24 protein-coding genes are annotated in these 24,328 nt (G+C 65.9%); 13 read left to right on the top strand and 11 right to left on the bottom strand.

Features of this window, described 5'->3' with window-relative positions; translation table 11 throughout:
* Positions 1 to 6: 6 nt before the first annotated feature.
* Together DZC73_RS00120 and DZC73_RS00115 are read right to left on the bottom strand one after the other, a co-directional pair.
* Positions 7 to 408 carry a DUF6970 domain-containing protein gene (locus tag DZC73_RS00120; RefSeq protein WP_124538181.1) on the bottom strand — a complete coding sequence of 134 codons (402 nt, stop codon included), beginning with the start codon at positions 406 to 408 and terminating at the stop codon, positions 7 to 9.
* A gap of 37 nt (positions 409 to 445) precedes the next feature.
* Entirely contained in the window at positions 446 to 1,372 is a 927-nt protein-coding gene (locus DZC73_RS00115; RefSeq protein ID WP_124538180.1) for a LysR family transcriptional regulator, read from the bottom strand.
* A gap of 116 nt (positions 1,373 to 1,488) precedes the next feature.
* Between DZC73_RS00115 and DZC73_RS00110 the strand changes: the two genes are divergently transcribed.
* The 3 genes from DZC73_RS00110 to DZC73_RS00100 are packed head-to-tail and all read left to right on the top strand — an operon-like array spanning position 1,489 to position 3,407.
* Positions 1,489 to 2,229 (top strand): SDR family oxidoreductase, encoded by a 741-nt coding sequence (locus tag DZC73_RS00110; RefSeq protein ID WP_124538179.1) that lies wholly within the window; start codon positions 1,489 to 1,491, stop codon positions 2,227 to 2,229.
* A gap of 21 nt (positions 2,230 to 2,250) precedes the next feature.
* Positions 2,251 to 3,150, top strand: a complete 900-nt coding sequence (locus tag DZC73_RS00105; RefSeq protein WP_124538178.1) for an SDR family oxidoreductase — start codon at positions 2,251 to 2,253, stop codon at positions 3,148 to 3,150.
* A 38-nt stretch (positions 3,151 to 3,188) separates the two neighbouring features.
* The gene (locus DZC73_RS00100; protein ID WP_124538177.1) at positions 3,189 to 3,407 is read left to right on the top strand and encodes a tautomerase family protein; all 219 of its coding nucleotides are present in this window, start codon (positions 3,189 to 3,191) and stop codon (positions 3,405 to 3,407) included.
* Between the two features lie 39 nt (positions 3,408 to 3,446).
* Here the strand turns inward: DZC73_RS00100 and DZC73_RS00095 are convergent, their stop codons facing one another.
* Entirely contained in the window at positions 3,447 to 3,821 is a 375-nt protein-coding gene (locus tag DZC73_RS00095; protein WP_124538176.1) for a nuclear transport factor 2 family protein, read from the bottom strand.
* Between the two features lie 18 nt (positions 3,822 to 3,839).
* Positions 3,840 to 4,241 (bottom strand): DUF6632 domain-containing protein, encoded by a 402-nt coding sequence (locus DZC73_RS00090; protein ID WP_124538175.1) that lies wholly within the window; start codon positions 4,239 to 4,241, stop codon positions 3,840 to 3,842.
* A gap of 259 nt (positions 4,242 to 4,500) precedes the next feature.
* Here DZC73_RS00090 and DZC73_RS00085 point away from each other — a divergent pair, with 259 nt between their 5' ends.
* Positions 4,501 to 4,887, top strand: a complete 387-nt coding sequence (locus tag DZC73_RS00085) for a hypothetical protein (RefSeq protein ID WP_124538174.1) — start codon at positions 4,501 to 4,503, stop codon at positions 4,885 to 4,887.
* Positions 4,888 to 4,907: 20 nt separating this feature from the next.
* Here DZC73_RS00085 and mgrA read toward each other — a convergent pair whose 3' ends face one another.
* The 6 genes from mgrA to DZC73_RS00055 all read right to left on the bottom strand — a co-directional run bounded on the left by mgrA (position 4,908) and on the right by DZC73_RS00055 (position 11,913).
* A complete protein-coding gene (gene mgrA / locus DZC73_RS00080) occupies positions 4,908 to 5,918 on the bottom strand; it encodes an L-glyceraldehyde 3-phosphate reductase (protein ID WP_124538173.1) in 1,011 nt (336 codons plus the stop codon).
* 13 nt (positions 5,919 to 5,931) lie between these two features.
* The gene (gene galK, locus DZC73_RS00075) at positions 5,932 to 7,095 is read right to left on the bottom strand and encodes a galactokinase (protein ID WP_124538172.1); all 1,164 of its coding nucleotides are present in this window, start codon (positions 7,093 to 7,095) and stop codon (positions 5,932 to 5,934) included.
* Positions 7,092 to 8,129, bottom strand: a complete 1,038-nt coding sequence (locus tag DZC73_RS00070; RefSeq protein ID WP_124538171.1) for a UDP-glucose--hexose-1-phosphate uridylyltransferase — start codon at positions 8,127 to 8,129, stop codon at positions 7,092 to 7,094. Before DZC73_RS00070 ends, galK begins: the two co-directional genes overlap by 4 nt.
* A complete protein-coding gene (gene araD1 / locus DZC73_RS00065; protein ID WP_124538170.1) occupies positions 8,130 to 9,128 on the bottom strand; it encodes an AraD1 family protein in 999 nt (332 codons plus the stop codon).
* Positions 9,129 to 9,147: 19 nt separating this feature from the next.
* A complete protein-coding gene (locus DZC73_RS00060; RefSeq protein WP_124538169.1) occupies positions 9,148 to 10,878 on the bottom strand; it encodes an IlvD/Edd family dehydratase in 1,731 nt (576 codons plus the stop codon).
* Between the two features lie 99 nt (positions 10,879 to 10,977).
* Positions 10,978 to 11,913: an SMP-30/gluconolactonase/LRE family protein gene (locus DZC73_RS00055; protein WP_124538168.1), complete on the bottom strand. Its 936-nt coding sequence runs from the start codon at positions 11,911 to 11,913 to the stop codon at positions 10,978 to 10,980.
* 108 nt (positions 11,914 to 12,021) lie between these two features.
* On the opposite strand from DZC73_RS00055, the gene DZC73_RS00050 reads away from it, so the two are divergent.
* On the top strand, positions 12,022 to 12,822 hold the full coding sequence (locus DZC73_RS00050; protein ID WP_235834930.1) for an SDR family NAD(P)-dependent oxidoreductase: 801 nt from the start codon (positions 12,022 to 12,024) through the stop codon (positions 12,820 to 12,822).
* A gap of 3 nt (positions 12,823 to 12,825) precedes the next feature.
* Here DZC73_RS00050 and DZC73_RS00045 read toward each other — a convergent pair whose 3' ends face one another.
* The gene (locus DZC73_RS00045) at positions 12,826 to 13,788 is read right to left on the bottom strand and encodes a LysR family transcriptional regulator (RefSeq protein ID WP_124538167.1); all 963 of its coding nucleotides are present in this window, start codon (positions 13,786 to 13,788) and stop codon (positions 12,826 to 12,828) included.
* A gap of 143 nt (positions 13,789 to 13,931) precedes the next feature.
* Here DZC73_RS00045 and DZC73_RS00040 point away from each other — a divergent pair, with 143 nt between their 5' ends.
* The 8 genes from DZC73_RS00040 to yjfF all read left to right on the top strand — a co-directional run bounded on the left by DZC73_RS00040 (position 13,932) and on the right by yjfF (position 24,066).
* Positions 13,932 to 15,368 (top strand): aldehyde dehydrogenase family protein, encoded by a 1,437-nt coding sequence (locus DZC73_RS00040; RefSeq protein WP_124538166.1) that lies wholly within the window; start codon positions 13,932 to 13,934, stop codon positions 15,366 to 15,368.
* An 84-nt stretch (positions 15,369 to 15,452) separates the two neighbouring features.
* Positions 15,453 to 16,418, top strand: a complete 966-nt coding sequence (locus DZC73_RS00035) for an ABC transporter substrate-binding protein (protein ID WP_124538165.1) — start codon at positions 15,453 to 15,455, stop codon at positions 16,416 to 16,418.
* A 173-nt stretch (positions 16,419 to 16,591) separates the two neighbouring features.
* The gene (chvE, locus tag DZC73_RS00030) at positions 16,592 to 17,611 is read left to right on the top strand and encodes a multiple monosaccharide ABC transporter substrate-binding protein (protein ID WP_124538164.1); all 1,020 of its coding nucleotides are present in this window, start codon (positions 16,592 to 16,594) and stop codon (positions 17,609 to 17,611) included.
* 145 nt (positions 17,612 to 17,756) lie between these two features.
* Entirely contained in the window at positions 17,757 to 19,310 is a 1,554-nt protein-coding gene (gene mmsA, locus DZC73_RS00025) for a multiple monosaccharide ABC transporter ATP-binding protein (RefSeq protein WP_124538163.1), read from the top strand.
* The gene (gene mmsB / locus DZC73_RS00020; protein WP_124538162.1) at positions 19,300 to 20,508 is read left to right on the top strand and encodes a multiple monosaccharide ABC transporter permease; all 1,209 of its coding nucleotides are present in this window, start codon (positions 19,300 to 19,302) and stop codon (positions 20,506 to 20,508) included. The genes mmsA and mmsB overlap by 11 nt, the downstream gene beginning before the upstream one ends.
* A gap of 5 nt (positions 20,509 to 20,513) precedes the next feature.
* Positions 20,514 to 22,013 (top strand): sugar ABC transporter ATP-binding protein, encoded by a 1,500-nt coding sequence (locus tag DZC73_RS00015; protein WP_235834929.1) that lies wholly within the window; start codon positions 20,514 to 20,516, stop codon positions 22,011 to 22,013.
* A complete protein-coding gene (locus DZC73_RS00010; RefSeq protein WP_124538160.1) occupies positions 22,013 to 23,044 on the top strand; it encodes an ABC transporter permease in 1,032 nt (343 codons plus the stop codon). The genes DZC73_RS00015 and DZC73_RS00010 overlap by 1 nt, the downstream gene beginning before the upstream one ends.
* A gap of 56 nt (positions 23,045 to 23,100) precedes the next feature.
* Entirely contained in the window at positions 23,101 to 24,066 is a 966-nt protein-coding gene (yjfF, locus tag DZC73_RS00005) for a galactofuranose ABC transporter, permease protein YjfF (RefSeq protein WP_235834928.1), read from the top strand.
* Positions 24,067 to 24,328 lie beyond the last annotated feature (262 nt).

The following is a 24,328-nucleotide window of genomic DNA, read 5'->3' as shown; positions in this document are numbered from 1 at the left end:
CCGACCTCATTCCTTGGACAGTTGCGGGGCCGGCGGGTTCTGGTCCGCGGACTTCGGGTGCACCCACACCAGCCGCACTTTCGTGCGAGGGTCCGCCGGATTCGGGCACTTCATGTCGCCCCCACCATGGAAGCCGCCGGTCGGGGCGCAGATCCGCTGGCCCTTTGCATCGAACAACGGGTTGTACTGGTCGCAGCACGGGGCGATCTCGAGGTAGGCGGGCTGCCCCTCGCGGGTGATCTGCCAGATGCCCAGCGGCGCCTGTTCTTCGGGCAGGCCGTCATAGCGCTTCATCTTCGAGACCAGCCAGGACGGCAGGCCGTCGCGGGGCACGCGGTCTTGAGCGAAGGCACTGGCGGACATCAGCAGTGCCAGGGCGACGATCTGGGATCGGATCGGCAGGTTCATGGTGGACGGTGAGCAGTCGTGGTGACGGTACCCAGTCTTACGTCGATGCGGCCGTTTCGGGGTGAGTCTTGAAGCGCTGCGCATACAACTGGCTCAGCCAATCGACGAAGACCCGCACGCGCGGCGAAAGCTGCCTGCGATAGGGATACAGCGCCGACAAGGGCATGTCGGGGCTGGGCCATGGCGCCATCACTTCCACGAGCCGCCCGGCGGCCAGATCGTCTTCGACGTGGAAGCGCGGCAACTGGATCAGCCCGCAGCCGCGCAGCGCGCACAGCACGTAGTTCTCGGCATCGTTGACGCTGATCCATCCGCCCGGAGAGAAGTCCTTCGAGACGCCATCGACGACGAGGGTGAGTGGGTAGTCGATGCCGCCGCTGCTGGAGAAGAACTTGACCATCTGGTGATTGGCAAGGTCATCAGGGTGGCTCGGCGTGCCGACGCGGGTGAGGTAGTCGGGGCTGGCGCACAGCACTTGCGGCATCACCGCGAGGCGGCGCGCCACCAGGGCCGAGTCCCGCAGCGCTCCGGCACGGATCACGCAGTCCACGCCCTCGCGCACGAGGTCGACCAGGCGGTCGCCGCTGCTGATGACGAGGTCGATGTTCGGGTAGCGCTGGTGGAAGCCGGCGATGCTGGGCAGCACGATCTTGGTGGCATGGGTGCCGTGCATGTCCACCCGCAGCGTGCCGCGCGGGTTGGCCGCAACGTGCCGCAGTGAAGACTCCGCATCGTCGAGTTCGCTGAGCACGTGCACGCAGCGCTCGTAGTAGGCCATGCCGTCGTGCGTGGGCCGAACCTGCCGCGTCGTGCGCTCCAGCAGGCGCACGCCCAGGCGGGCTTCGAGCTCCTTGATTGCATTCGTGGCCGTCGGCCGCGGAATGTCCAGCATCTCGGCCGCCCGGCTGAAGCTGCCGGTCTCCACGATGCGGGTGAAGAGGCTGATGGTTTGGAGGCGATCCATGGATGAATTGTTAATTCAAACGGAATTCTAATGAAAGGATGGTGGCATTTATCCTGAATTGGATAACAAAAAGAATCTACCTCATGGACATCGACATCAACACACAGGAGCGAACCATGAGCCAGCAAATCCAGAAGGCAGCCATCGTCACGGGGGCATCCCGCGGCATCGGACAGGCCATCGCCCAGCGCCTCGCGGCAGACGGCTACGCGGTCGTCGTGAACTACAGCGGCAACGAAGCCGCAGCCCACGGCGTCGTCGCTGCGATTCGTGCGGCTGGTGGCCAAGCGGTGGCCATCCAGGGCGACGTCAGCGACCCCGGGTCGGTGCAGGCCTTGTTCGCCAAGACCAAGGAGGCATTCGGCCGCGTCGATGCGGTGGTGACCAACGCTGGCGTGATGAAGAACGGCCTGATCTCCTCGATGTCGCTGGCCGACTTCGACCAGATGCTCGCCATCAACCTGCGCGGCACCTTCCTCATGATGGCCGAGGCTGCTCGGCAGTTGGAGAGCGGCGGCCGCTTCATCGCGCTGTCGTCCAGCGTCATCGCCAAGAGCCTGCCCACCTACGGGCCGTACATCGCGTCCAAGGCCGGCGTCGAAGGCCTGGTGAAGGTGTTCGCCAATGAATTGCGGGGCCGGAACATCACGGTCAATGCCGTGGCGCCAGGGCCCGTGGCCACCGAGCTTTTCCTGCAGGGCAAGAGCGAGGAACTGGTGGGGCAGATCGTCAAGCAGTCTCCGCTGGAGCGCATCGGGCAGCCGCAGGACATTGCCGACGTCATCTCCTTCCTGGCCGGACCGCAGGGTGGCTGGATCAACGGCCAGGTCGTTCGTTCCAACGGCGGCTTCGCCTGAGTCAACCCAGAGGAGAACACCATGAGCCAGGTCATTCTCGTCACCGGCGCTTCGAGCGGATTCGGAGCGATGACGGCCCGGGCGCTGGCCCGAGCCGGCCATGTGGTCTATGCCAGCATGAGGCAGACCACCGGGCGCAACGCAGCGCAGGTGGCCGCGGTCCAGGCCTTCGCGCAGGAGCACGGTGTGCGGCTCCTGCCCCTGGAGCTTGACGTGCAGTCGCAGGCCTCGTGTGATGCCGCCGTGGCGCAGGTCATTGCCGAGCAGGGGCGGCTGGATGTCGTCGTGCACAACGCGGGCCACATGGCCTTCGGGCCGGCCGAGGCCTTCCTGCCCGAGCAACTGGCCGAGCTGTACGACGTGAACGTGCTGGGCACGCAGCGGGTCAACCGTGCGGCGCTGCCCTCGCTGCGCCAGCAGGGAAAGGGGCTGTTGCTCTGGGTGGGCAGCAGCAGCCATCGCGGCGGTACGCCCCCGTACCTCGCACCGTATTTCGCAGCGAAGGCGGCGATGGATGCGATGGCCGTGAGCTACGCCGGTGAACTGGCGCGATGGGGCATCGAGACCAGCATCGTCGTGCCCGGGGCCTTCACCAAGGGCACCAACCACTTCCAGCATTCGGGCTCGCCCAAGGATGCCGCACGGCTCGACGAGTACGAGCGTGGGCCGACGCATGGGCTGGGCGAGCTGATCATCAAGAACCTTGCAGCTTGCGAGCCACCGGACGCGGACCCGTCCAGCGTGGCGCAGGCGATGGTCGCCATCGTCGACACGCCGCATGGCCACCGGCCCTTCCGCGTGCACGTCGATCCGTCGGATGACGGCTGCGAGGTCGTCAATGCGGTGGCCGATCGCATCCGTTGCGAATTCATGCGTCGCGTGGGACTTGGCGAATTGCTGTCGCCTCGGGCCGCGCACTGAGCCAAACCTTCTTCACCACGGCAACACAGGAGATTCCCATGCCATTTGCAAACTTCAAGTTCCCCGAGGGCGTCGTCGACGCGGCCCGCAAGGAAGAGATCATTCACCGCACCACGGCGATGTTCGTCGAGTACTTCGGCGAAGCTGCGAGGCCGTATTCGATGGTGCTCGTCGAGGAAGTCATCGACGGTGGCTGGGGTCGTGCGGATGAGACGCTGACGCTGGCGAAGATGGGGTTGCCGGCGAAGTCGGCATAGCGAAGACGTCGGCGGATGGCTTGCCAGTTCACAGGCGAGTCATCGCGCGACGTCGCGGCGTTCGGTCGCCTGCGACCACACGGCTTGCCACCGCCCCTCCCGCCGTTCGTACAGGTCCGTGTGCCAGCAATGCAATTCACGGCCGGACGGAAACCGCAGCGTCGCCTGGTATCGAAGGATGGCGGTGTTGGCGGCGAGGCGGCACTTCATCTCGCCGATGTCCCAGGCCGTGTAGAAGGGCGCCTGTTCGATCGCGGCCAGGTAGTCCGCGCGAGTCATGACGCGGCCGGCCGGTGTCACGAGCTCGTAGTCCGGCGCATGCAGTGCCTCGATGACGTCCATCTGCTGCTCGACGAGGGCCCGCGTGCGGCGCTCCTCCAGCGAGCGGAAGAAGGCGGCGTCCTGTTCATTCATCGGGTCACCATCGTCTCGTCAGGCGTCCGTGGACAAGCGCAGCATCAAGGCCCGCGGACACAGCCACCCCAGCACGGCAGCCGCGATGAACAGCGCGGGCACGTCCCCGTACAGATGCCCGATGTGATGGGTGTTTCCCAGCGACTGCGCCGCCATGACGCCGCCGTGGACGATGCTCGACCAGATGGTGAAAGAGATCAGCCCGAGGTGCTGGTCGGGCTGGCGGGATGCCAGCAGAAGGAACACACCCAAGGTGGCATAGATGGCGATGATCATCTGCAGATATTCAGACGATGACCCCGTGTGCCATGCCCACCCCGAGGGCCAGAGCACGGTCAACGGGTACACGCCGAGGATGAAGAGCAATCCGAAGGCTCGAAGTGCCCAGGTGAGGGACCGCTGACGGTTTGCAGAATCCATGTGGAGGTCTCCAGGCGTGGCAGGAGTGGATGCGAGGCATGACGGCCGCACATCATCAAGCCCGATCGTGGCCGGTGCACCAGCTTGTCCTCAGTGGTTACCCGGACATTCCTGTTGCGAAAGCACCTGACTCAGCGCATTGCAGGTGCAGTCCTCCTGCAATTGCGCATCAGCCTTCGCTCTTGTTTCAGGTTGATGTCTTGTTTTCCCGCCAGCCTTCTGGCTAGACTGGCGTCCCGCCCATACTGCCCAGCCGCTCATGGACATCCATCACAAGGTCGTTGCCGTGCTGCACGTGGTCTTCGCGGCCATCACCTTGCTGGTCATCGCGGCGCTGACGCTGTTCTTCGGCGTGCTGACCGCGCTCTTCCCGAGCACTGAATTCCCGCTCGCCATCTTCGCGGCCTTTGGTGCCGCGCTCGCGGTACCGTTCGTGCTGGTCGCCGTTGCGGAACTGGTTGCTGGCGCCGCGTTCCTGGCCGGCCGGCAGGGCGCACGCCCCTGGCTCATCGGCATGGGGGCACTGCAATTGCTGAACCTGCCTTTCGGCACGGCCCTGGGCATCTACACCCTGTGGGCCCTGATGCGCACGGAACAGCCGGTGGTGCAGATCGTCTGCACGCCCACCTCGCTGTCCCGTTCCTGAGTCTTTCCTGAGCGCGGGCGTCAAGCCCGCGCGGCGTCCTTCACCAGGGCATCGATCGCTGCCAGTTCCTGTGCGTTGAAGTCCAGCCGCGCCAGTGCACCCACTGCGTCGCGCACCTGCGACTCGCGGCTGGCGCCGATGAGCACGGAGGTCATCTCCGCATGGCGCAGCACCCAGGCCAGTGCCACCTGCACCAGCTTCTGCCCGCGCGCCTTGGCGATCTCGTTGAGCGCATTGGCCAGCTTCACGCGCTCGGGCGTGATGTGGCTGGCCGTGAGGAAACCGGTGCTGCCCGCGGCACGCGAGCCGGCCGGCACATCGCCCGACAGGTAACGGTCCGTCAGCAGGCCTTGCGCCAGCGGCGAGAAGGCAATGCAGCCCACGCCGTCGTCGCGCAGGGTGCGCAGCAGGTCGGACTCCACCCAGCGGTCGAGCATGTTGTAGCGCGGTTGGTGGATGACGCAGGGCGTGCCCAGCTCGCGCAGCATGGTGGCCGCGCGATGTGCCAGTTCTGCGGGGTAGTTGGAGATGCCCGCATACAGCGCCTTGCCGCTGCGCACGATGTGGTCGAGCGCCCCCATGGTCTCTTCCAGCGGGGTGTCGGGGTCGGGGCGGTGGTGGTAGAAGATGTCCACGTAGTCCAGGCCCATGCGCTTGAGGCTCTGGTCCAGGCTGGCCACGAGGTACTTGCGCGAACCGAAGTCGCCGTAGGGTCCGGGCCACATGGTGTAGCCGGCTTTGGACGAGATGATCAGCTCATCGCGATAAGGCTTGAGGTCGGTGCGCAGCAGCACGCCGAAGTTCTCTTCGGCCGACCCGGGCGGCGGGCCGTAGTTGTTGGCGAGGTCGAAGTGGGTGATGCCGAGGTCGAAGGCCGTGCGCACGATGTTGCGCTGGTTCTCGAAGGTGTCGACACCGCCGAAGTTGTGCCACAGGCCCAGCGATACCGCGGGAAGCTTCAGCCCGCTGCGGCCGCAGCGGCGGTACTGCATGGTGTCGTATCGGTTCGGACTCGCCAGGTAGCTTTCCATCTTGCTCAGGTGCTCACTCGAGGGTGCCGGCTCCCACACTGGCCCGGCAGACGTACACATCGGCGCTGTCGCCGGTGGGGCTGCGGTAGTGGGCAGCAACGGCTTCACGCACGGACTCGACCTTGGACTCGGGCACCAGCGCGACCGCGCAGCCACCAAAGCCTCCGCCGGTCATGCGGCAACCGCCCTCGTCGCCGATCTCGGCATGCATTATCTCGACCAATTGATCGATCGCCGGCACGGTGATCTCGAAATCGTCGCGCATCGACGCGTGCGACTGCGCCATGAGCTGGCCGACACGGCGCAGGTCACCGGCCTTGAGCGCCTCGGCGGCATCCAGCGTGCGCTGGTTCTCGGTGATGATGTGGCGCGCGCGGCGACGCACGACCTCGTCGGGCCAGCCGGTGCGGGCCTCGAAAGCTTCCAGCGAGACATCGCGCAGGGCCGGCACGCCCAGGTGGCGCGCTGCAGCCTCGCACTGCTGGCGGCGCAGGTTGTACTCGCTGTCCACCAGGCCACGCTGCACGCGGGAGTTGACGATCATCACCGCCAGGCCCGCGGGCAATTTCACCGGCGTGGTGGAGAGCGAGCGGCAGTCGATCAGCAGCGCATGCTCTTCCACGCCGCGGGCGGAAATGAGCTGGTCCATGATGCCGCAGGCGCAACCGACGAACTTGTTCTCCGCCGTCTGCGCGATCTTCGCCATGGCGGTCGGCTGCAGCGCGTCGAGCCGGTACAGCGTCTTGAAGGCCTGGATCACCGCCACTTCCAGCGAGGCGGACGATGACAGTCCGGCGCCTTGCGGCACGTCGCCCGCCAGCGCCAGGTCCGCGCCGCGGATGTCCACGCCGTGCGCCAGCAGGTGCATCACGGTGCCCCGCACATAGTTCGGCCATTGCGTGTCAGTGCGCGCCATGATGGGTGCGTCCAGCCGGAATTCGTCGATGGTGTGGCTGTAGTCGGCTGCCACTACACGCACTGTCATGTCGGGCCGGCTGCGCGCAGCGATCACCGTGCCGTGGTTGATGGCGCAAGGCAGCACGAAGCCGTCGTTGTAGTCGGTGTGCTCGCCGATGAGGTTGACGCGCCCGGGGGCCTGCACGAGCCGTGCGGCGGCATGGCCGAAGGCCTGGTCGAAGGCGGCGAGGGCGGTGTGGCTGACGTGGGGCGAGATCATGGCGCGAGGCTGTAGTGCACGGGGCTCACGCCACGGAGTTGCGCGGCCGCCTGCTCGGGCGTGAGGTCGCGCTGCGCCTCGGCCAGCATCTCGAAGCCGACCATGAACTTGCGCACCGTGGCCGAACGCAGCAGCGGGGGGTAGAAATGGGCGTGGAGCTGCCAGGGCCGCGCATCGCTGCCGTTGAATGGCGCGCCGTGCCAGCCCATGGAGTAGGGGAAGGAGCAGCGGAACAGGTTGTCGTACCGGCTGGTGAGTTCCTTCAATGCCGATGCGAGGTCGCGGCGCTGCTCGCGGTCGAGCTGGGGCATGCATTGCAGCGCGGTGCGCGGCATCAGCAGCGTCTCGAAGGGCCAGGTGGCCCAGTAGGGCACCACCGCCAGCCAGTGGTCGGTGCTCACGACCACCCGTTCTTTTGAATCCGCTTCACGCTGCGCGTAGTCCAGCAGCAGCGGGCGGGCATGCGTGGCGAAGTAGTCGCGTTGATGCGCGTCTTCCGCCGAGGCTTCGTTGGGCAGGTGCTCGCAGGTCCAGACCTGCCCATGAGGATGCGGGTTCGAGCAGCCCATCACCGCGCCCTTGTTCTCGAACACCTGCACCCAGGCGTAGCGCGCGCCCAGCGTTTCGGTCTCTTCGCACCAGGTGTCGACGACGCGCTCTATGGCCTCGACCGGCAGCTCCGGCAGGGTCTTCGCGTGATCGGGCGAGAAGCAGATGACGCGGCTGGTGCCGCGCGCGGGCATGGCTTCGAACAGCGGGTCGTCCGAGGGCGGTGCGTCAGGCACCTCCTTCATCAACGCCGCGAAGTCGTTGGTGAAGACGAAGGTGCCGTCGTACTGTGGATTGCGTTCGCCGGTCACGCGGGCATTGCCGGCGCACAGGTAGCAGGCGGGGTCGTACGAAGGCGCCGAGTCAAGCGCCGCGGCCTCCTGCTGCCCTTGCCAGGGCCGCTTCGCGCGGTGCGGCGAGACCAGCACCCATTGGCCCGTCAGCGGGTTTCGCCGCCGGTGCGAGTGTTCTGCAGGATCGAACATTCAAAGCGGGCGCACGGCCGGTGTCTGGGTGGCCTGCACGGCCAGGGTGTTCACGAGCGCGGGGCCGAACAGCGGGGACTCGATCTCCCACCGGTCACCCGCCTGCACGCGGATGCCGTCGGCAAAGCTGAGCGTGGCCGCGCCGAAGAAATGCAGGTGCACGTCGCCGGCCCGACGGAACAGGCCGTACTTGAAGTGGTGGTGCTCCAGGTTGGCGATGGTGTGCGACATGTTGGCCTCGCCGCTCACGAAAGGCTTCTCCCAGCGCACCGAGCCTTGTTTGTCGAACAGACGCGTGTGCCCTTCGACGTGCTCGGGCAGCGGGCCCACGCGAAGCGCCGGCCCCACAGCGCACACACGCAACTTCGAATGCGCGAGGTACAGGTAGTTCTGCTGCTCGATGACGTGGTCGGAGAACTCGTTGCCCAGCGCGAAGCCCACGCGATGCGGCGTGCCGTCGGGGCCATTCACGTACAGGCCAACCAACTCGCTCTCGTCGCCGCCGTCCAGCGCGAAGTCGGGCATCTCGATGGCTTGCCCGCTGGCGCGCACGATGCTGCCGTCGCCCTTGTAGAACCACTCGGGCGCGGCACCCACCTGGCCGGACGCAGGCTTGCCGCCTTCCAGGCCGATGCGGAACATCTTCATGCTGTCGGTCAGCGACTGCTCGGCCTGGGCGAGCTTCTTGTGCATGGCATCGCGCGATGCGGCACTGCCCAGGTGGGTGAGGCCGGTGCCGGTGACGAAGCAATGCGCATCGTCGGGATGCGTGAGCGGCGGCAGCAGGCGACCATCGCTGGCCAGCTCGCCGTAGTCCCAGGTTTCGTCGGAGACCATCCGGCCGGCCAATGCTTGCAGGCCCTCGCCGTTGGCGATGGCGGTCTGCGCCAGCGAGTAGGTGGAGGTCACGCCGGCGAGCACCTGCACCTGGCCTTTTTCCGGCTGCAGAACGCCCACGCGGGTCGCGCCTTGCGCGGTCTTGAATTGAATCAGCAACATCTTGGGGACCTGTGGTCGATCAGTGCGAGTGGCGCGGCACGGCCGAGCCGCGGCAGCCCACGAGGAAGTCGAGGTCGCAGCCTTCGTCGGCCTGCAGCACGTGGTTCACGTACAGCTTCTGGTAGCCGCCGTCGGAGCGCGCCGGCTGTGGCGTCAGCGTGGCCATGCGATCGGCCAGTTCCGAATCGGTGATGTCCAGGTGCAGGCGGCCGGCCTCGCAGTCGAGCTCGATCCAGTCACCGTCGCGCACGGCCGCAAGCGGCCCGCCGGCTGCGGCTTCAGGCGCGACGTGCAGCACCACCGTGCCGTAGGCGGTGCCGCTCATGCGGGCGTCCGAGATGCGCACCATGTCCTTGACCCCTTGCCGCAGCAGCTTGGGCGGCAGGCCCATGTTGCCCACTTCGGCCATGCCCGGGTAGCCCTTGGGTCCGCAATTTTTCATGACGAGGATGCACGTGGCGTCCACGTCCAGGTTCTCGTCGACGATGCGGGCCTTGTAGTCCTCGAGGTTCTCGAACACCACCGCACGGCCGCGATGCTTGAGCAGCTCAGGTGTTGCGGCCGAGGGCTTGAGCACCGCGCCGCGCGGCGAGAGGTTGCCGCGCAGCACGCGGATGGAGCCATCGGCGATGAGCGGCTTGTCCAGCGGCCGGATGACCTCGGCGTTGTAGTTCGGCGCCTCGCGCACGTTGTCCCAGAGCGTCTGGCCGTTGACGGTGATCGCATCCGGATGCGGCAGCAGCCCGTGCTCGCCCATGCGGCGCAGCACCGCGGGCAGGCCGCCGGCGTAGTAGAACTCTTCCATCAGGTAGCGGCCCGAGGGCTGCAGGTCGACGAGGGTGGGCGTGCCCCGGCCGATGCGCGTCCAGTCCTCCAGCTCCAGCGGCACGCCGATGCGGCCGGCGATCGCCTTGAGGTGGATGACCGCATTGGTCGAGCCGCCGATGGCCGCGTTGGTGCGGATGGCGTTCTCGAAGGCCTGCCGCGTGAGGATCTTCGACAGCGTGAGGTCCTGCAGCGCCATCTCCACGATGCGGATGCCCGACATGTGCGCGAGTACGTAGCGGCGCGAGTCCACCGCGGGAATGGCGGCGTTGTGCGGCAGCGTGGTGCCCAGCGCCTCGGCCATGCAGGCCATGGTCGACGCCGTGCCCATGGTGTTGCAGGTGCCCACCGAGCGCGACATGCCTGATTCGGCGGAGAGGAACTGGTGCAGGTTGATCTCGCCCGCCTTGAGCGATTCGTGCAGCTGCCACACGGCGGTGCCCGAGCCGATGTCGCGGCCTTCGAGCTTGCCGTTGAGCATGGGCCCGCCGCTGACCACGATGGCCGGCACGTCGCAGCTGGCCGCGCCCATCAGCAGCGCGGGCGTGGTCTTGTCGCAGCCCGCCAGCAGCACCACCGCGTCGATGGGGTTGCCGCGGATGGCTTCCTCCACGTCCATGGCCGCGAGGTTGCGTGTGAGCATGGCGGTGGGCCGCAGGTTGGACTCGCCGTTGGAGAACACCGGGAACTCCACCGGGAAGCCGCCGGCCTCGTAGATGCCGCGCTTGACGTGCTCGGCGATCTTGCGGAAGTGCGAATTGCAGGGGGTGAGTTCGGACCAGGTGTTGCAGATGCCGATGACGGGCTTGCCCTGGAATTCATGGTCCGGGATGCCCTGGTTCTTCATCCAGCTCCGGTACATGAAGCCGTTCTTGTCGGCAGTGCCGAACCATTCGGCCGAGCGCAGTTTCTTGCGGTCGGGCATGTCGTTTGTCTCCTCAGCGTAAGCAGCCGAGAGACTACGAGGATCAGCGATATCTAACCAATGAGTTCTTGGATGGTTGGGATATCGATATCGGCATGGTCAGCCCGCAAAACGGTGGGCAGGGATGCCGACGGCATCCGTCTTCACCATGAACAGCGAGCCCTTGAGCGGCTGGGCCGAGGCTTGCTCGTCGCTCAGCTCGGCCGAGGCACTGGTGATGAAGAGTGTCGTCATGTCCGCGCCGCCGAAGGCGACGTTGGTGATGTTGGAGGTGGGCAGTTCGATGCGAGCGAGCTCGCGGCCATCGTCGGGTGCGTGGCAGGTGACGCAGGCGCCGCTCCAGTGCGCGACCCACAGTCGGCCGGCGGCGTCGGTGGTCATGCCATCGGGATAACCCTGGCCCTTGGGCAGGCGCATGAAGACGCGCATGTTGGTGATGCTGCCGGTGGCGGGGTCGAAGTCGCCGGTGTGCATGAAGTTGCGCGCGGTGTCGTTGACCCAGATGCGCCGTCCGTCGATCGACCAGGTGGGGCCATTGACGACCGGGAAGTGCGCGGCCCAGGCGCAGTCGATGTGCGTGGTGCTGCCATCGGCCGTGACTCGGTACACCGAGCCGGTCTCGGCCGTGCAGGCCATGTCCATGGTGCCCGACCAGTAGCGGCCTTGCGCGTCGCACTTGCCGTCGTTGAAGCGGTTGCCGGGCAACTGCGGCTCGGGCGCATGCAGCATGTCGAGCCGGGCGGTGGAGGGGTCGAAGAAGGCGATGCCGCGCTGCATCGACACGATGAGCCCGCGCCCGTTCGCGCGTTCAGCCACCGCACTGACCATGTCATCGAACATCCACTCGCGGCGTTCCCCGCTGTGCAGCGCCAGATTCATCAACTTCTTGCCGAAGATGTCCACCCACCAGATCGACCGCGTGGAGGGCGACCAGCACAGGCCTTCGCCCAGCAGCGCCTGTGCGGGCCAGAGGACTTCAGGCGTGCCGGTGACGGGCGATGCGAACGTGGTCGGTGTGCTGTGGCTGGAGTTCATTCGACGATGTGCTGCGCTTGACGCGCGGCATCGTAGCAAGGCACATTGATAGTGGAAACGTATATCAAGATATACGTGCATATCTGATTTGCAATCTCGGAGACAGAAGTGACCAGCGGCCCCATCACGCGTCCGATCGACGCCTCGACCCTTGCGAAGTACCCCAGCCTGAAAGGGAAGAGCGTGTTCGTCACCGGCGGTGGCAGCGGCATCGGGGCGTCCATCGTCAAGGCGTTTGCATTGCAAGGCGCGAAGGTCGCATTCATCGACATCGCGGAAGCACCCAGCCGCGCCCTGGCGAAAGAGATCGCGGACCTGGACATCACGCCGCCCTGGTGGGAGGTGTGCGATGTGCGTGACATCTCTGCGTTGCAGTCGGCCATCGCACGTGCGGCCTTGTCGCTGGGCGACTTCTCCGCGCTGGTGAACAACGTGGCGAGCGACGACCGCCACAGCATCGAATCGGTGACGGTGGACTACTGGGACCAGCGCATGGCCATCAACCAGCGGCCGGCGTTCTTCGCCATCCAGGCGGTGGTGCCGGGCATGCGAAAGCTCGGCGGCGGCGCGGTGATCAACCTCGGCTCGACCGGCTGGCAGATCAAGAGCGATGGCTACCCCTGCTATGCGGTGGCGAAGTCGTCGGTGAACGGCTTGACCCGCGGCCTGGCGGCGACGCTCGGGCCCGATCGCATCCGCGTGAACACGGTGTCCCCGGGCTGGGTGATGACCGAGCGGCAGATCAAGAACAACCTCGACCCGAAGAGCGAGGCGGCCCTGCGCGAAGCGCAGTGTCTGCCCGACCTGCTGCAGGGCGAGGACATCGCGCGCATGGTGCTGTTCCTCGCATCGGACGACGGCGCGATGTGCACCGCGCAGGAGTTCAAGGTCGACGCGGGCTGGACCTGATCGTCACGCGCCAGCCTCCAGCGTCACGCCATACACCTCCGCTGCTGCCGCCTTCACTGCGGCCAGCATCACCTTGCCTGCCGGCGACATCGGCCGGTCGCTTCGCGTGATCAACCCGAACGCATCCATGCGGCACGGCAGATTCACCGGCAGGATGTCCACCACCCCGTGCTGCCGGTAGTAGCGGGCCACGTCCTCGGCGACGAGGCAGATCATGTCGCCCTCGTTGATCATCTTGGTGACGAACAGCAGGTTCGTGGACTCGATGAGGTTGGACGGCGCGTCCAGCCCTTCTTCGTGGAACATCAGGTCGAAGCGGTGCCGCAGCACGCTGCCTTCGGCCGGCACGATCCAGCAGCTGTTGACCAGGTCGCGCAAGCTGAGGTTGTCCACATGCAGCAGCGGATGGCCGGGCCGCACCATCGCCACCACCGGCTCCTCGGCCAGCGCTTCATAGCGCAGCGAGGTCTTGTCGTGCTGCGCGAACAGGCGGCCGACGAGCATGTCCATCTTGCCCTGCGCCATGCGCTCCAGAAGGATGTCGCTGGTCTCGATGGCCAGCGAGATGCGCAGCGTCGGATGCGCGGCCTTCACCGCCGAGATGGCCTGCGGCAGCAACATGATGCCGGGCGTGGTGATGGCGCCCACGCTCACCTGCCCGAAGCGGCCAGACTTCAGTGCCTGAACTTCATCGTGCGCCTGGTTGAGCGCGGCGAGCGCCACGCGGGCATGGCGGATCATCGCCTCGCCATACCAGGTGGGGCGCATGCCGCGCGGCAGGCGATCGAACAGCGAGACGCCCAGCACGTCCTCCAGGTCCTTCAGCAGCTTGGACGCGGCCGGCTGGGTCATGTTGAGCACCTGCGCGGCGCGGTGGATGTTGCCTTCTTCCGCCAGGGCAACGAGCAGCAACAGCTGCCTCGTCTTCAAGCGCGCGCGGATGAACCAGTGGGTGTAATTGGTCATGCGAGTGGTGGCATGGCCACCGAGGGACTAGGGGTTTCCATGAATCCGAAATCCTATATCTCTGCGCGCCAAATAACTATTAGGCGTATATCCCATGGCTGCCTACCATTCGGCACCTCTCGCAAAGAGCGAGCTCTTGCCAAATGCACCACAGCTTCAAGAACTACATCAATGGGCGCTGGGAAACCGGCGTGACGACAGGCACGTCGGACAACCCGTCGGACCTGGATTCGCCCGTCGGTGAAGTCGCCCGCGCCGATGCGCGGCAGGCCGAAGATGCCATCCGCGGCGCGGCCGATGCCGCCTCGGCCTGGGGCTTGAGCACGCCGCAGCGCCGCGCCGATGCGCTGGACCAGATCGGCAGCGAGATCCTTGCGCGCCGCGACGAACTGGGTGAGCTGCTGGCACGCGAAGAGGGCAAGACGCTGCCCGAGGCCATCGGCGAAGCCGCTCGGGCGGGCAACATCTTCAAGTTCTTCGCGGGCGAAGCGCTGCGCATTCAGGGCGACAAGATGGCATCGGTCAGGCCGGGCATCGACGTCGAGGTGACGCGTGAACCCGTGGGCGTGGTGGGCATCATCGCGCCGTGGAACTTTCCGCTGGCCATTCCCGCGTGGAAGATCGCGCCGGCGCTGGCCTACGGCAACTCGGTGGTGTTCAAGCCGGCCGAGATCGTGCCGGGCTGTGCCTGGGCATTGGCCGAGATCATCAGCCGCGCGGGCCTTCCCGCAGGCGCCTTCAACCTCGTGAACGGCAGCGGCCGGCAGGTCGGCCAGGCGCTGGTGGACAGCAAGCTGGTCAATGCCATCAGCTTCACCGGCTCGGAAGCCACGGGTGCACAGATCCTCGAAGGCACCGCCCGCCGCGGTGCCAAGGTGCAGCTGGAGATGGGCGGCAAGAACCCGCTGGTGGTGCTGGGCGATGCCGACCTGGACCTCGCGGTGGAATGCGCCGCGCAGGGCGCGTTCTTCTCCACCGGCCAGCGCTGCACGGCATCGAGCCGGCTCATCGTGGAAGCCTCGGTGCACGATGCCTTCGTTGCCAGGCTGCGCGAGCGCACCCGCCACCTCAAGGTGGGCCATGCGCTGGAGCGCGGCATCGACATCGGCCCGGTGGCCAGCCGCGCGCAACTGGAACAGAACCTCAGCTACATGGAGATCGGCCGCGCCGAAGGCGCGGAGCGCGTCGTGGGCGGCGAGCTGCTGGAGCGGGCCACGCGCGGCCACTTCATGAGCCCGGCGCTGTTTCTCGCGCAGCCGGAGCACCGCATCGCGCGTGAGGAGATCTTCGGTCCCATCGCTGTCGTGCTCAAGGCCGACAACTACGAACACGCGCTGGCCTTGTCCAACGACACACCCTACGGCCTGGCGGCGGGCATCTGCACCACCTCGCTCAAGCACGCCACGCATTTCAAGCGCCACGCACAGGCGGGCATGGTCATGGTGAACCTGGCCACCGCCGGCGTGGACTACCACGTGCCTTTCGGAGGCCGCAAGGCCTCCAGCCACGGCGCACGCGAGCAAGGGCGCTACGCGGCCGAGTTCTACACGACCGTGAAGACGGCCTACACCTTTGCCTGACCGGAGAAGTACGACGCAGTACCGGACGAGCGTTTTCAACCCAGGGGCCCTCGAGGCCTCATGTAAAGCAAACAGGAGACAGTCATGAAATTCCAACGTCGCACACTGCTCGCGTCCGCCGCGGCGCTGGCATTTGCCGCCGCCCTGCCGATGAGCGCCATGGCCCAGAAGAAGATCGTCCTGGGCTTCAGCCAGATCGGCGCCGAAAGCGAATGGCGCACGGCCAATACCGAGTCGATCAAGTCGGCCTCGAAGGAAGCGGGCATCGAACTCAAGTTCGCCGACGCGCAGCAGAAGCAGGAAAACCAGATCAAGGCCATCCGCTCCTTCATCGCCCAGAAGGTGGACGTGATCGCCTTCTCGCCGGTGGTGGAGACCGGCTTCGAGCAGGTGCTGCGCGAAGCCAAGGCCGCGAAGATCCCGGTGATCCTCACCGACCGCGCAGTCAACGTGAAGGATGACTCGCTGTATGTGACCTTCATGGGCTCGGACTTCATCGAGGAAGGCAAGCGCGCGGGCAACTGGCTGGTCGAGAAGATGAAAGGCACCCCGGGCGACGTGAACATCGTCGAGCTGCAGGGCACCGTCGGCTCCGCGCCGGCCATCGACCGCAAGAAGGGCTTCGAGGAAGTCATCAAGGCAGATCCGCGCTTCAAGATCATCCGCTCGCAGACCGGTGACTTCACCCGGGCCAAGGGCAAGGAGGTGATGGAAGCCTTCCTGAAGGCCGAAGGCAAGAAGATCAATGTGCTGTACGCACACAACGACGACATGGCCATCGGCGCCATCCAGGCGATCGAGGAAGCCGGCATGAAGCCGGGCAAGGACATCATCATCGTGTCCATCGACGCGGTGAAGGGGGCCTTCGAGGCCATGATGGCCGGCAAGCTGAACGTGACGGTCGAGTGCAGCCCGCTGCTCGGACCCCAGCTGATGCAAGCCGTGAAGGACCTGAAGGCCGGCAAGGCGCTGCCCAAGCGCATCGTGACGCAGGAATCCATCTTCCCGATGGAAGTGGCTGCGGCCGAGTTCCCGAAACGGAAGTATTGATCCCCCCCGGAGCGCCTTCGGCGCACCCCCCCAGGGGGGCGCTGCTGGCGGACCGGCGGAGCCGGATCCGCGGGCAGCTGCTTGAGGAGTCGCGCTTGGCGCTCCATTTCATATCGAGGAGAGTCACTTTGAAACTGATTAAATTCTTTGCGGCGGCTGTGGCCGTCTGTTCGATGTCCCTGGCGCAACAGGCGCTGGCGCAAGGCAAGGGCCTGATCGCGATTTCCATGCCGACGAAGTCGTCGGCGCGCTGGATCGCTGACGGCTCGAACATGGTGAAGGTGTTCAAGGAGAAGGGCTACGGCACCGATCTCCAGTACGCCGAGGACGACATTCCCAACCAGCTCGCGCAGATCGAGAACATGATCACCAAGGGGCCGAAGGTCCTCGTGATCGCCGCCATCGACGGCACGACCTTGTCCGACGCGCTGCAGAAGGCCGCCGACAAGGGCATCAAGGTCATCGCCTACGACCGCCTCATCAAGAACTCCAAGAACGTGGACTACTACGCCACGTTCGACAACTTCCAGGTCGGCGTGCTGCAAGCCGGCTACATCGAGAAGGCGCTGAACCTGAAGGCCGGCAAGGGTCCGTTCAACATCGAACTCTTCGGCGGCTCGCCTGACGACAACAACGCCTTCTTCTTCTACAACGGCGCCATGTCGGTGCTGGACCCGTACATCAAGAGCGGCAAGCTCGTGGTGCGCAGCAAGCAGCTGGGCATGGACAAGGTGTCCACCCTGCGCTGGGACGGCGCCGTCGCCCAGGCCCGCATGGACAACCTGCTGTCGGCCTACTACTCGCAGGCGCACGTCGACGCGGTGCTGTCGCCGTACGACGGCCTGTCGATCGGCATCATCTCCTCGCTCAAGGGCGTGGGCTACGGCACACCCAAGCTGCCCATGCCGGTGGTGACGGGCCAGGATGCGGAGATTCCCTCGGTGAAGTCCATCCTCGCCAAGGAGCAGACCTCCACCGTGTTCAAGGACACGCGTGAACTCGCCAAGGTCACGGCCAACATGGTCGACGCGATGCTCTCGGGCAAGCAGGTGCCGATCAACGACACCAAGACCTACAACAACGGCGTCAAGATCGTCCCGTCGTACCTGCTCAAGCCGGTGAGCGTGGACGCCAGCAACTGGAAGGAAGCGCTGATCGCCACGGGGTACTACACCGAAGCGCAGGTGAAGTAACTAGGGCCCCCCAGTCGCTGCGCTCCTGCCCCCGAGGGGCGCCGCCTGGCGGACCGGCGGAGCCGGCTCCGCTGGCGTTGCTTGATGGGGGGCGCTTGCGGCGCCCCCCCTGCCGAATCATGAAGAACTACAGGAGACGACGGCTTTGAACGCCATTCTGGAGATGCGCGGGATCACGAAGACCTTCCCGGGCGTCAATGCACTGGACAACGTGAACCTCAAGGTTCGCGACGGGGAGATCCATGCCATCGTTGGCGAGAACGGCGCGGGCAAGTCCACCCTGATGAAGGTGTTGAGCGGCGTCTACCCCTGCGACTCCTACAGCGGCGAAATCCACTTCCAGGGCGAACTGCGCCGCTTCAGGACGATCGCCGACAGCGAGGAGCTGGGCATCATCATCATCCACCAGGAGCTGGCGCTGGTGCCCCTCCTGTCGATCGCGGAGAACATCTTCCTCGGCAACGAGCCGGCGAAGAACGGCATCATCGACTGGTTCGAGGCCTATGCCCGCACCCGCGACCTGCTGGCCAAGGTGGGCCTGAAAGAGCCGCCCACCGCGCTCATCACCAACCTGGGCGTGGGCAAGCAGCAGCTGGTGGAAATCGCCAAGGCGCTGTCCAAGCAAGTCAAGTTGCTGATCCTGGACGAACCCACGGCCAGCCTCAACGAAAGCGACAGCGACGCGCTGCTTTCATTGCTGCTGGAACTCAAGGCTCAGGGAATCTCTTCGATCCTCATCTCGCACAAGCTCAACGAAATCGCGAAGGTGGCCGACAGCATCACCGTGCTGCGCGACGGGTCCACGGTACAGACCATGGACTGCCACCAGGAAGCGATCAGCGAGGACCGGATCATCCGCAGCATGGTCGGCCGCGAGATGGCCGACCGCTATCCCAAGCGCGACCCGAAGATCGGCGACACCGTCTTCGAGGTGCGCGACTGGCGCGTGCACCATGCCCAGCATGCCGACCGCGAACTCATCAAGGGCGTGAACCTGCATGTGAGGAAGGGCGAGATCGTGGGCATCGCCGGCCTCATGGGCGCGGGCCGCACCGAATTCGCCATGAGCGTGTTCGGGCGCAGCTATGGCCAGCGCATCAGCGGCCAGGTGTTCATGCACGGCAAGCCGGTGGACACGCACACGGTGGAGCGTGCCATCGCCCACGGCATTGCCTACGTGACGGAAGACCGCAAGGGTTGCGGGCTCGTGCTCAACGACGAGATCAAGCGCAACGTGACGCTGGCCAACCTCGACGCGGTGGCCAGGCGCGGCGTGATCTCCGACGGCGAGGAATACAAGGTGGCCGCCGACTACCGGCGGCAGCTCAACATCCGTTCGTCCGGCGTGCACCAGCAAGTGGTGAACCTGTCGGGCGGCAACCAGCAGAAGGTGGTGCTGGCCAAGTGGCTGTTCTCGCAGCCCGAGCTGCTCATCCTCGACGAGCCCACGCGTGGCATCGACGTGGGCGCGAAGTTCGAGATCTACACCATCATCGACCAGCTGGCGAACCAGGGAAAAGGCATTTTGATGATCTCTTCGGAGATGCCCGAGCTGTTGGGCATGTGCGACCGAATCTACGTGATGAACGAAGGCCGCTTCGTCGCGGAATTCCCGGTCCAGGAAGCCTCGCAGGAGCGCATCATGCGGGCCATCGTGAATTCCGGCGGCTCGGCCATGGAGGCGCATGATGGCCGCTGATTTCGCATCCGCCGCATCCACACCGAAGGCCAACATGGGCAAGCCATCGCATTCCGGCTTCATCAAGAACAATCTGCGCGAGTACGGCATGCTGATGTCGCTCGTGGCCATCATGGGGCTGTTCCAGGTGCTCACCGACGGCACGCTGCTGCGGCCGCTGAACCTCACGAACCTCGTGCTCCAGAACAGCTACATCGTCATCATGGCGCTTGGCATGCTGCTGGTGATCGTGTCCGGGCACATCGACCTGTCGGTGGGATCGGTGTGCGGCTTCATCGGCGCGCTGGCAGCGGTGCTGATGGTGAGCTACGGCTGGCACTTCGTGCCGACCACCATCGTTTGCCTGCTGGCGGGCGCGATCATCGGTGGGGCGCAGGGATGGTTCGTGGCGTACACGAAGATCCCGTCTTTCATCGTGACGCTGGCGGGCATGCTGGTGTTCAAGGGGCTGAGCCTGGCGCTGCTGCAGGGGCAGTCCATCGGCCCGTTCCCGATCGAGTTCCAGCGGTTGAGCTCGGGCTTCATTCCTGACCCGCTGTCGGGCGAGACCTTGCGCACCACCTCGCTCGTGGTGGGCGTGCTGGCTGCCGCGGCACTGGCGTACTTCAGCCTGCGCGGGCGTGCCCAGCAGGCCAGGCACGGCATGGAGACCGAGCCCTACGCCTTCTTCATCGCCAAGACGCTGGTCTTCGTGGCCGTGATCGTGTACTTCAGCTGGCTGCTGTCGTCCTACAAGGGCCTGCCCAACGTGCTGATCGTGATGTCGGTGCTGATCGTGGCCTACGACTTCGTCACGCGCCGCACGACCGTGGGCCGGCGCATCTACGCGCTGGGCGGCAACGAGAAGGCGGCGCGGCTGTCGGGCATCAAGACCGAGCGGCTGGCGTTCATGGCCTTCGTCAACATGGGCGTGCTGTCGGCGCTGGCGGGCCTGGTGTTCGCCGCGCGGCTGAACACCGCCACGCCCAAGGCCGGCCTGGGCTTCGAGCTGGACGTGATCGCGGCCTGCTTCATCGGCGGCGCCTCGGCGTCGGGCGGCGTGGGCAAGGTGGTGGGTGCGGTCATCGGTGCCTTCGTGATGGGCGTGATGAACAACGGCATGTCCATCATGGGCATCGGCATCGACTACCAGCAGGTCATCAAGGGCCTGGTGCTGCTGGCGGCCGTGTTCATCGACGTCTACAACAAGAACAAGTGAGCATCGTGAGCGAACCGGTCCTCGAACTGTCCGACGTCCGCAAGAGCTTCTTCGGCGTGCCGGTGCTCAAGGGCGTGGGGCTGCGGCTGTTCGCCGGCGAGGTGCATGCGCTGATGGGACAGAACGGCGCAGGCAAGTCCACGCTGATCAAGGTGCTGACCGGTGTGCATCCTGCCGACGGCGGCCGCATGGCGCTGCGCGGCGAGGCCATCGCGCCGAAGTCTCCGCTGGCCTCGCAGAAGCTGGGCATCAGCACGGTGTACCAGGAGGTGAACCTCTGCCCGAACCTCACGGTGGCGGAGAACATCTTCGCGGGACGCTATCCGCGCAAGTGGGGCCGAATCGACTGGGCCGCGATGAACACGCAGGCTCGTGTGCTGCTCAAGCGGCTCAACCTGGACATCGACGTGGCACGGCTGCTGTCGAGCTATCCCGTGGCCATTCAACAGATGGTGGCGATTGCACGCGCATTGAGCGTGTCGGCGCAGGTGCTCATCCTGGATGAGCCCACGTCCAGCCTGGACGATGACGAGGTGCAGCGCCTGTTCACCGTCTTGCGGCAACTGCGCGACGAAGGCATGGCCATCCTCTTCGTCACGCACTTCCTCGAGCAGGTCTACGCGCTGTGCGACCGCATCACCGTGCTGCGCAATGGCGAGCTGGTGGGCGAGCACCTGGCGCGCGACTTGCCGGCGCCGGCCTTGATCGCCGCGATGATCGGACGCGAGTTCGCAGCACGCCAGGGCACGGCGACCCCGCTGGAGACCGATGACGACGAGACGCCGCTGATCGAGTTGCGCGGCGTGGCCCAGCGCGGCCGCGTGCAGGCCACCAACCTCAGCGTGCATGCCGGCGAGGTCGTGGGCCTGGGCGGATTGCTCGGCTCCGGCCGCACCGAACTTGCCCAGCTCATCTTCGGCCTGAACACCGCCGACGAAGGCGAGGTGAAGGTGGCGGGCCAGTCGCACCGCATCGACTGCCCATCCACCGCCGTGAAGCTCGGCATGGGCCTGTGCCCCGAAGACCGCAAGACCGACGGCATCGTCGCCGAACTCTCTGTGCGCGAGAACATCGTGCTGGCACTGCAGGCCCGCCGCGGCCTGTGGAACCTGCTTCCGCTGGACGAGCAGGTGGCCATGGCCGAGCGCTTCGTGAAGGCTCTGGGCATTAAGACGCAGGACATCGAGACGCCCATCGGGCTGCTCTCGGGCGGCAACCAGCAGAAGGCCTTGCTGGCGCGCTGGCTCGCCACGCAGCCCAAGCTGCTCATCCTCGACGAACCCACCCGCGGCATCGACGTGGCCGCCAAGCAGGAGATCATGGACGAGATCCTGCGCCTGGCGAAGGAGGGCATGGCGGTGCTGTTCATCTCCTCGGAGATCGACGAGGTGGTGCGCGTGTCCAACCGCATCGCCGTGCTGCGCGACCGCCGCAAGGTGGGTGAACTGCCGGGCGGCAGCGCCGAGCACGAGGTGTACCAACTGATCGCGGCGGAGACGGCCTGATGAACAAGCTGCTTCGTCACCCCCTGCTGTGGCCGTTGGTCACACTGGCCTTGCTGCTCATCATCAACGCGGCATTCAATGCCAGCTTCCTGCACTTGGAGTGGCGCGACGGCCACCTCTACGGCAGCCTGGTGGACATCCTCAAGAGCTCGGCGCCGCTGATGCTCGTCTCGCTGGGCATGACGCTCGTGATCGCCACGCGCGGCATCGACATCTCGGTGGGCGCGGTGGTGGCCATCTCCGCTGCCATCGCCGCCTGGATGATCGGCGGCTCGCTGGTCGTGCAGGACGGCGTGACCACCCACGTGAGCCGCTTCCCGATGTGGGCCGCCATCCTCGCGGCGGTGGGCATCGCGCTCATCTGCGGGTTGTGGAACGGCCTGCTGGTGTCGCTCGTGGGCATGCAGCCCATCATCGCCACGTTGATCCTCATGGTGGCTGGTCGTGGCATCGCCCAGCTCATCACGGGCGGGCAGATCATCACCATCTACTACGGCCCGTATTTCTTCATCGGCAACGGCTACCTGTTCGGCCTGCCGTTTGCACTGTTCATCGCGGCGGCGGTGTTCCTGGCGTTGCTCGCGCTCACCAAGCGCACGGCGCTGGGACTTTTTATTCAGGCCGTGGGCATCAACCCGTCGGCGGCGTACGTGGCGGGCCTGCCCGCGCGGCGCATCACCTTCTGGGTCTACGCCTTCTGCGGCGCCTGCGCCGGCGTGGCGGGGCTGGTCGTCAGCTCCAACGTCAAGAGCGCCGACGGCAACAACGCCGGCACGCTGATGGAGCTGGACGCCATCCTTGCAGTGACGCTGGGCGGCACGGCACTCACCGGCGGCAAGTTCAGCCTGGCCGGCAGCGTGATCGGCGCGCTCATCATCCAGACGCTCACCTACGCCATCTACTCGCTGGGCGTGCCGCCTGAAGTGAACCTCGTGGTCAAGGCAGTGGTGGTGTTCGTGGTGATGCTCTTGCAATCCGCCGAATTCCGCGGCACGGTGGCGAAGCTGGCACGGCGGGAGGCGGCAGCATGAGCGCCAACCTGCACATGGACATGCCTTTGGCCGGCACCGCACCAACAACCCGACGCATGCCCCGACTCGACGCCAAGTACCTGCCCCTGGCGGTGACGATCCTGCTGTTCGCCGCCATGGCGATCTTCGGCAGCGTCGCCTACACCGGCTTCTTCACGGGGCAGGTGTTCCTGAACCTGCTCATCGACAACGCCTTCCTGTGCATCGTCGCGGTGGGCATGACCTTCGTGATCCTCTCCGGCGGCATCGACCTGTCGGTGGGCTCCATGATCGCGCTGACCACCATGGTCATCGCCTCGCTGGTGGAGCGGCACCACTGGAGCGCGGGCGCCGTCATCCCACTGGTGCTGGCGATGGGCACGGCCTTCGGCGCGCTGATGGGCTTTCTCATCCAGCGCTTCCGCCTGCAGCCTTTCATCGTGACGCTGGCGGGCATGTTCCTCGCGCGAGGCCTGTGCTACGTCATCAGCATCGACTCCATCAGCATCACGGAGGACTTCTTCTCCAGCGTGTCGCAGATGCGCATCCCGATGTGGGGCGACGACGCCACCATCTCGGTGGGCGGCCTCATCGCGCTCGTGGTGGTGGCCGTGGCCATGTATGTCGCGCACTTCACGCAGTTCGGCCGCACGGTCTACGCCATCGGCGGCAACGAGCACTCGGCCGTGCTCATGGGCCTGCCGGTGCGTGCCACGCTGGTGGGCGTCTACACCCTGAGCGGCTTTTGTTCGGCGCTTGCCGGCGTGGTGTTCAGCTTCTACATGCTGTCGGGCTACGGCCTGCATGCGGTCGGCCTGGAGCTGGACGCGATTGCCGCGGTGGTCATCGGCGGCACGCTGTTGTCCGGCGGCGTGGGCTATGTGTTCGGCACGCTGTTCGGCGTCCTGATGCTGGGCATCATCCAGACGCTGATCATGTTCGACGGCACCCTGAGTTCGTGGTGGACGCGCATCGTCATCGGTGCGCTCCTGTTTGCCTTCTGCCTGTTGCAACGCGTCTTCGAGCGAAAGAGAAAACGCTGATGACGCCCCACCACGACAGCGGCTGACCCGGCTGCTGGTTTGCAAGACGCAGTCTTCCGATTGCGCGGCTGTCCCCCCCGCGCAGGGCCTCCTCTTGCCTTGCGTTTCCATCATCAACGATCAATAGACCAGGAGACTACCGATGAGTCGCACCTTCACCGCGAACCTGTCCATGGCTGCCATCGCAGCAGCCGTTGCCGCCCTCAGCACGCCCGCGCAAGCGGTGGACTGGGGCGGATACTTCCGCACGGGCCCCGGGGCC

The organism is Rhizobacter terrae, from assembly GCF_003852895.1.
In the GTDB taxonomy this organism is placed as follows: Bacteria; Pseudomonadota; Gammaproteobacteria; order Burkholderiales; family Burkholderiaceae_C; genus Albitalea; species Albitalea terrae.
This window is presented reverse-complemented; position numbering and strand designations above follow the sequence as displayed.

Coding starts and splice junctions, on each gene's coding strand:
- DZC73_RS00120 (WP_124538181.1), bottom strand. CDS start 408: ATGAACCTGCCGATCCGATCCCAGATCGTCGCCCTGGCACTGCTGATG.
- DZC73_RS00115 (WP_124538180.1), bottom strand. CDS start 1,372: ATGGATCGCCTCCAAACCATCAGCCTCTTCACCCGCATCGTGGAGACC.
- DZC73_RS00110 (WP_124538179.1), top strand. CDS start 1,489: ATGAGCCAGCAAATCCAGAAGGCAGCCATCGTCACGGGGGCATCCCGC.
- DZC73_RS00105 (WP_124538178.1), top strand. CDS start 2,251: ATGAGCCAGGTCATTCTCGTCACCGGCGCTTCGAGCGGATTCGGAGCG.
- DZC73_RS00100 (WP_124538177.1), top strand. CDS start 3,189: ATGCCATTTGCAAACTTCAAGTTCCCCGAGGGCGTCGTCGACGCGGCC.
- DZC73_RS00095 (WP_124538176.1), bottom strand. CDS start 3,821: ATGAATGAACAGGACGCCGCCTTCTTCCGCTCGCTGGAGGAGCGCCGC.
- DZC73_RS00090 (WP_124538175.1), bottom strand. CDS start 4,241: ATGGATTCTGCAAACCGTCAGCGGTCCCTCACCTGGGCACTTCGAGCC.
- DZC73_RS00085 (WP_124538174.1), top strand. CDS start 4,501: ATGGACATCCATCACAAGGTCGTTGCCGTGCTGCACGTGGTCTTCGCG.
- mgrA (WP_124538173.1), bottom strand. CDS start 5,918: ATGGAAAGCTACCTGGCGAGTCCGAACCGATACGACACCATGCAGTAC.
- galK (WP_124538172.1), bottom strand. CDS start 7,095: ATGATCTCGCCCCACGTCAGCCACACCGCCCTCGCCGCCTTCGACCAG.
- DZC73_RS00070 (WP_124538171.1), bottom strand. CDS start 8,129: ATGTTCGATCCTGCAGAACACTCGCACCGGCGGCGAAACCCGCTGACG.
- araD1 (WP_124538170.1), bottom strand. CDS start 9,128: ATGTTGCTGATTCAATTCAAGACCGCGCAAGGCGCGACCCGCGTGGGC.
- DZC73_RS00060 (WP_124538169.1), bottom strand. CDS start 10,878: ATGCCCGACCGCAAGAAACTGCGCTCGGCCGAATGGTTCGGCACTGCC.
- DZC73_RS00055 (WP_124538168.1), bottom strand. CDS start 11,913: ATGAACTCCAGCCACAGCACACCGACCACGTTCGCATCGCCCGTCACC.
- DZC73_RS00045 (WP_124538167.1), bottom strand. CDS start 13,788: ATGACCAATTACACCCACTGGTTCATCCGCGCGCGCTTGAAGACGAGG.
- DZC73_RS00040 (WP_124538166.1), top strand. CDS start 13,932: ATGCACCACAGCTTCAAGAACTACATCAATGGGCGCTGGGAAACCGGC.
- DZC73_RS00035 (WP_124538165.1), top strand. CDS start 15,453: ATGAAATTCCAACGTCGCACACTGCTCGCGTCCGCCGCGGCGCTGGCA.
- chvE (WP_124538164.1), top strand. CDS start 16,592: ATGTCCCTGGCGCAACAGGCGCTGGCGCAAGGCAAGGGCCTGATCGCG.
- mmsB (WP_124538162.1), top strand. CDS start 19,300: ATGGCCGCTGATTTCGCATCCGCCGCATCCACACCGAAGGCCAACATG.
- DZC73_RS00010 (WP_124538160.1), top strand. CDS start 22,013: ATGAACAAGCTGCTTCGTCACCCCCTGCTGTGGCCGTTGGTCACACTG.
- yjfF (WP_235834928.1), top strand. CDS start 23,101: ATGCCCCGACTCGACGCCAAGTACCTGCCCCTGGCGGTGACGATCCTG.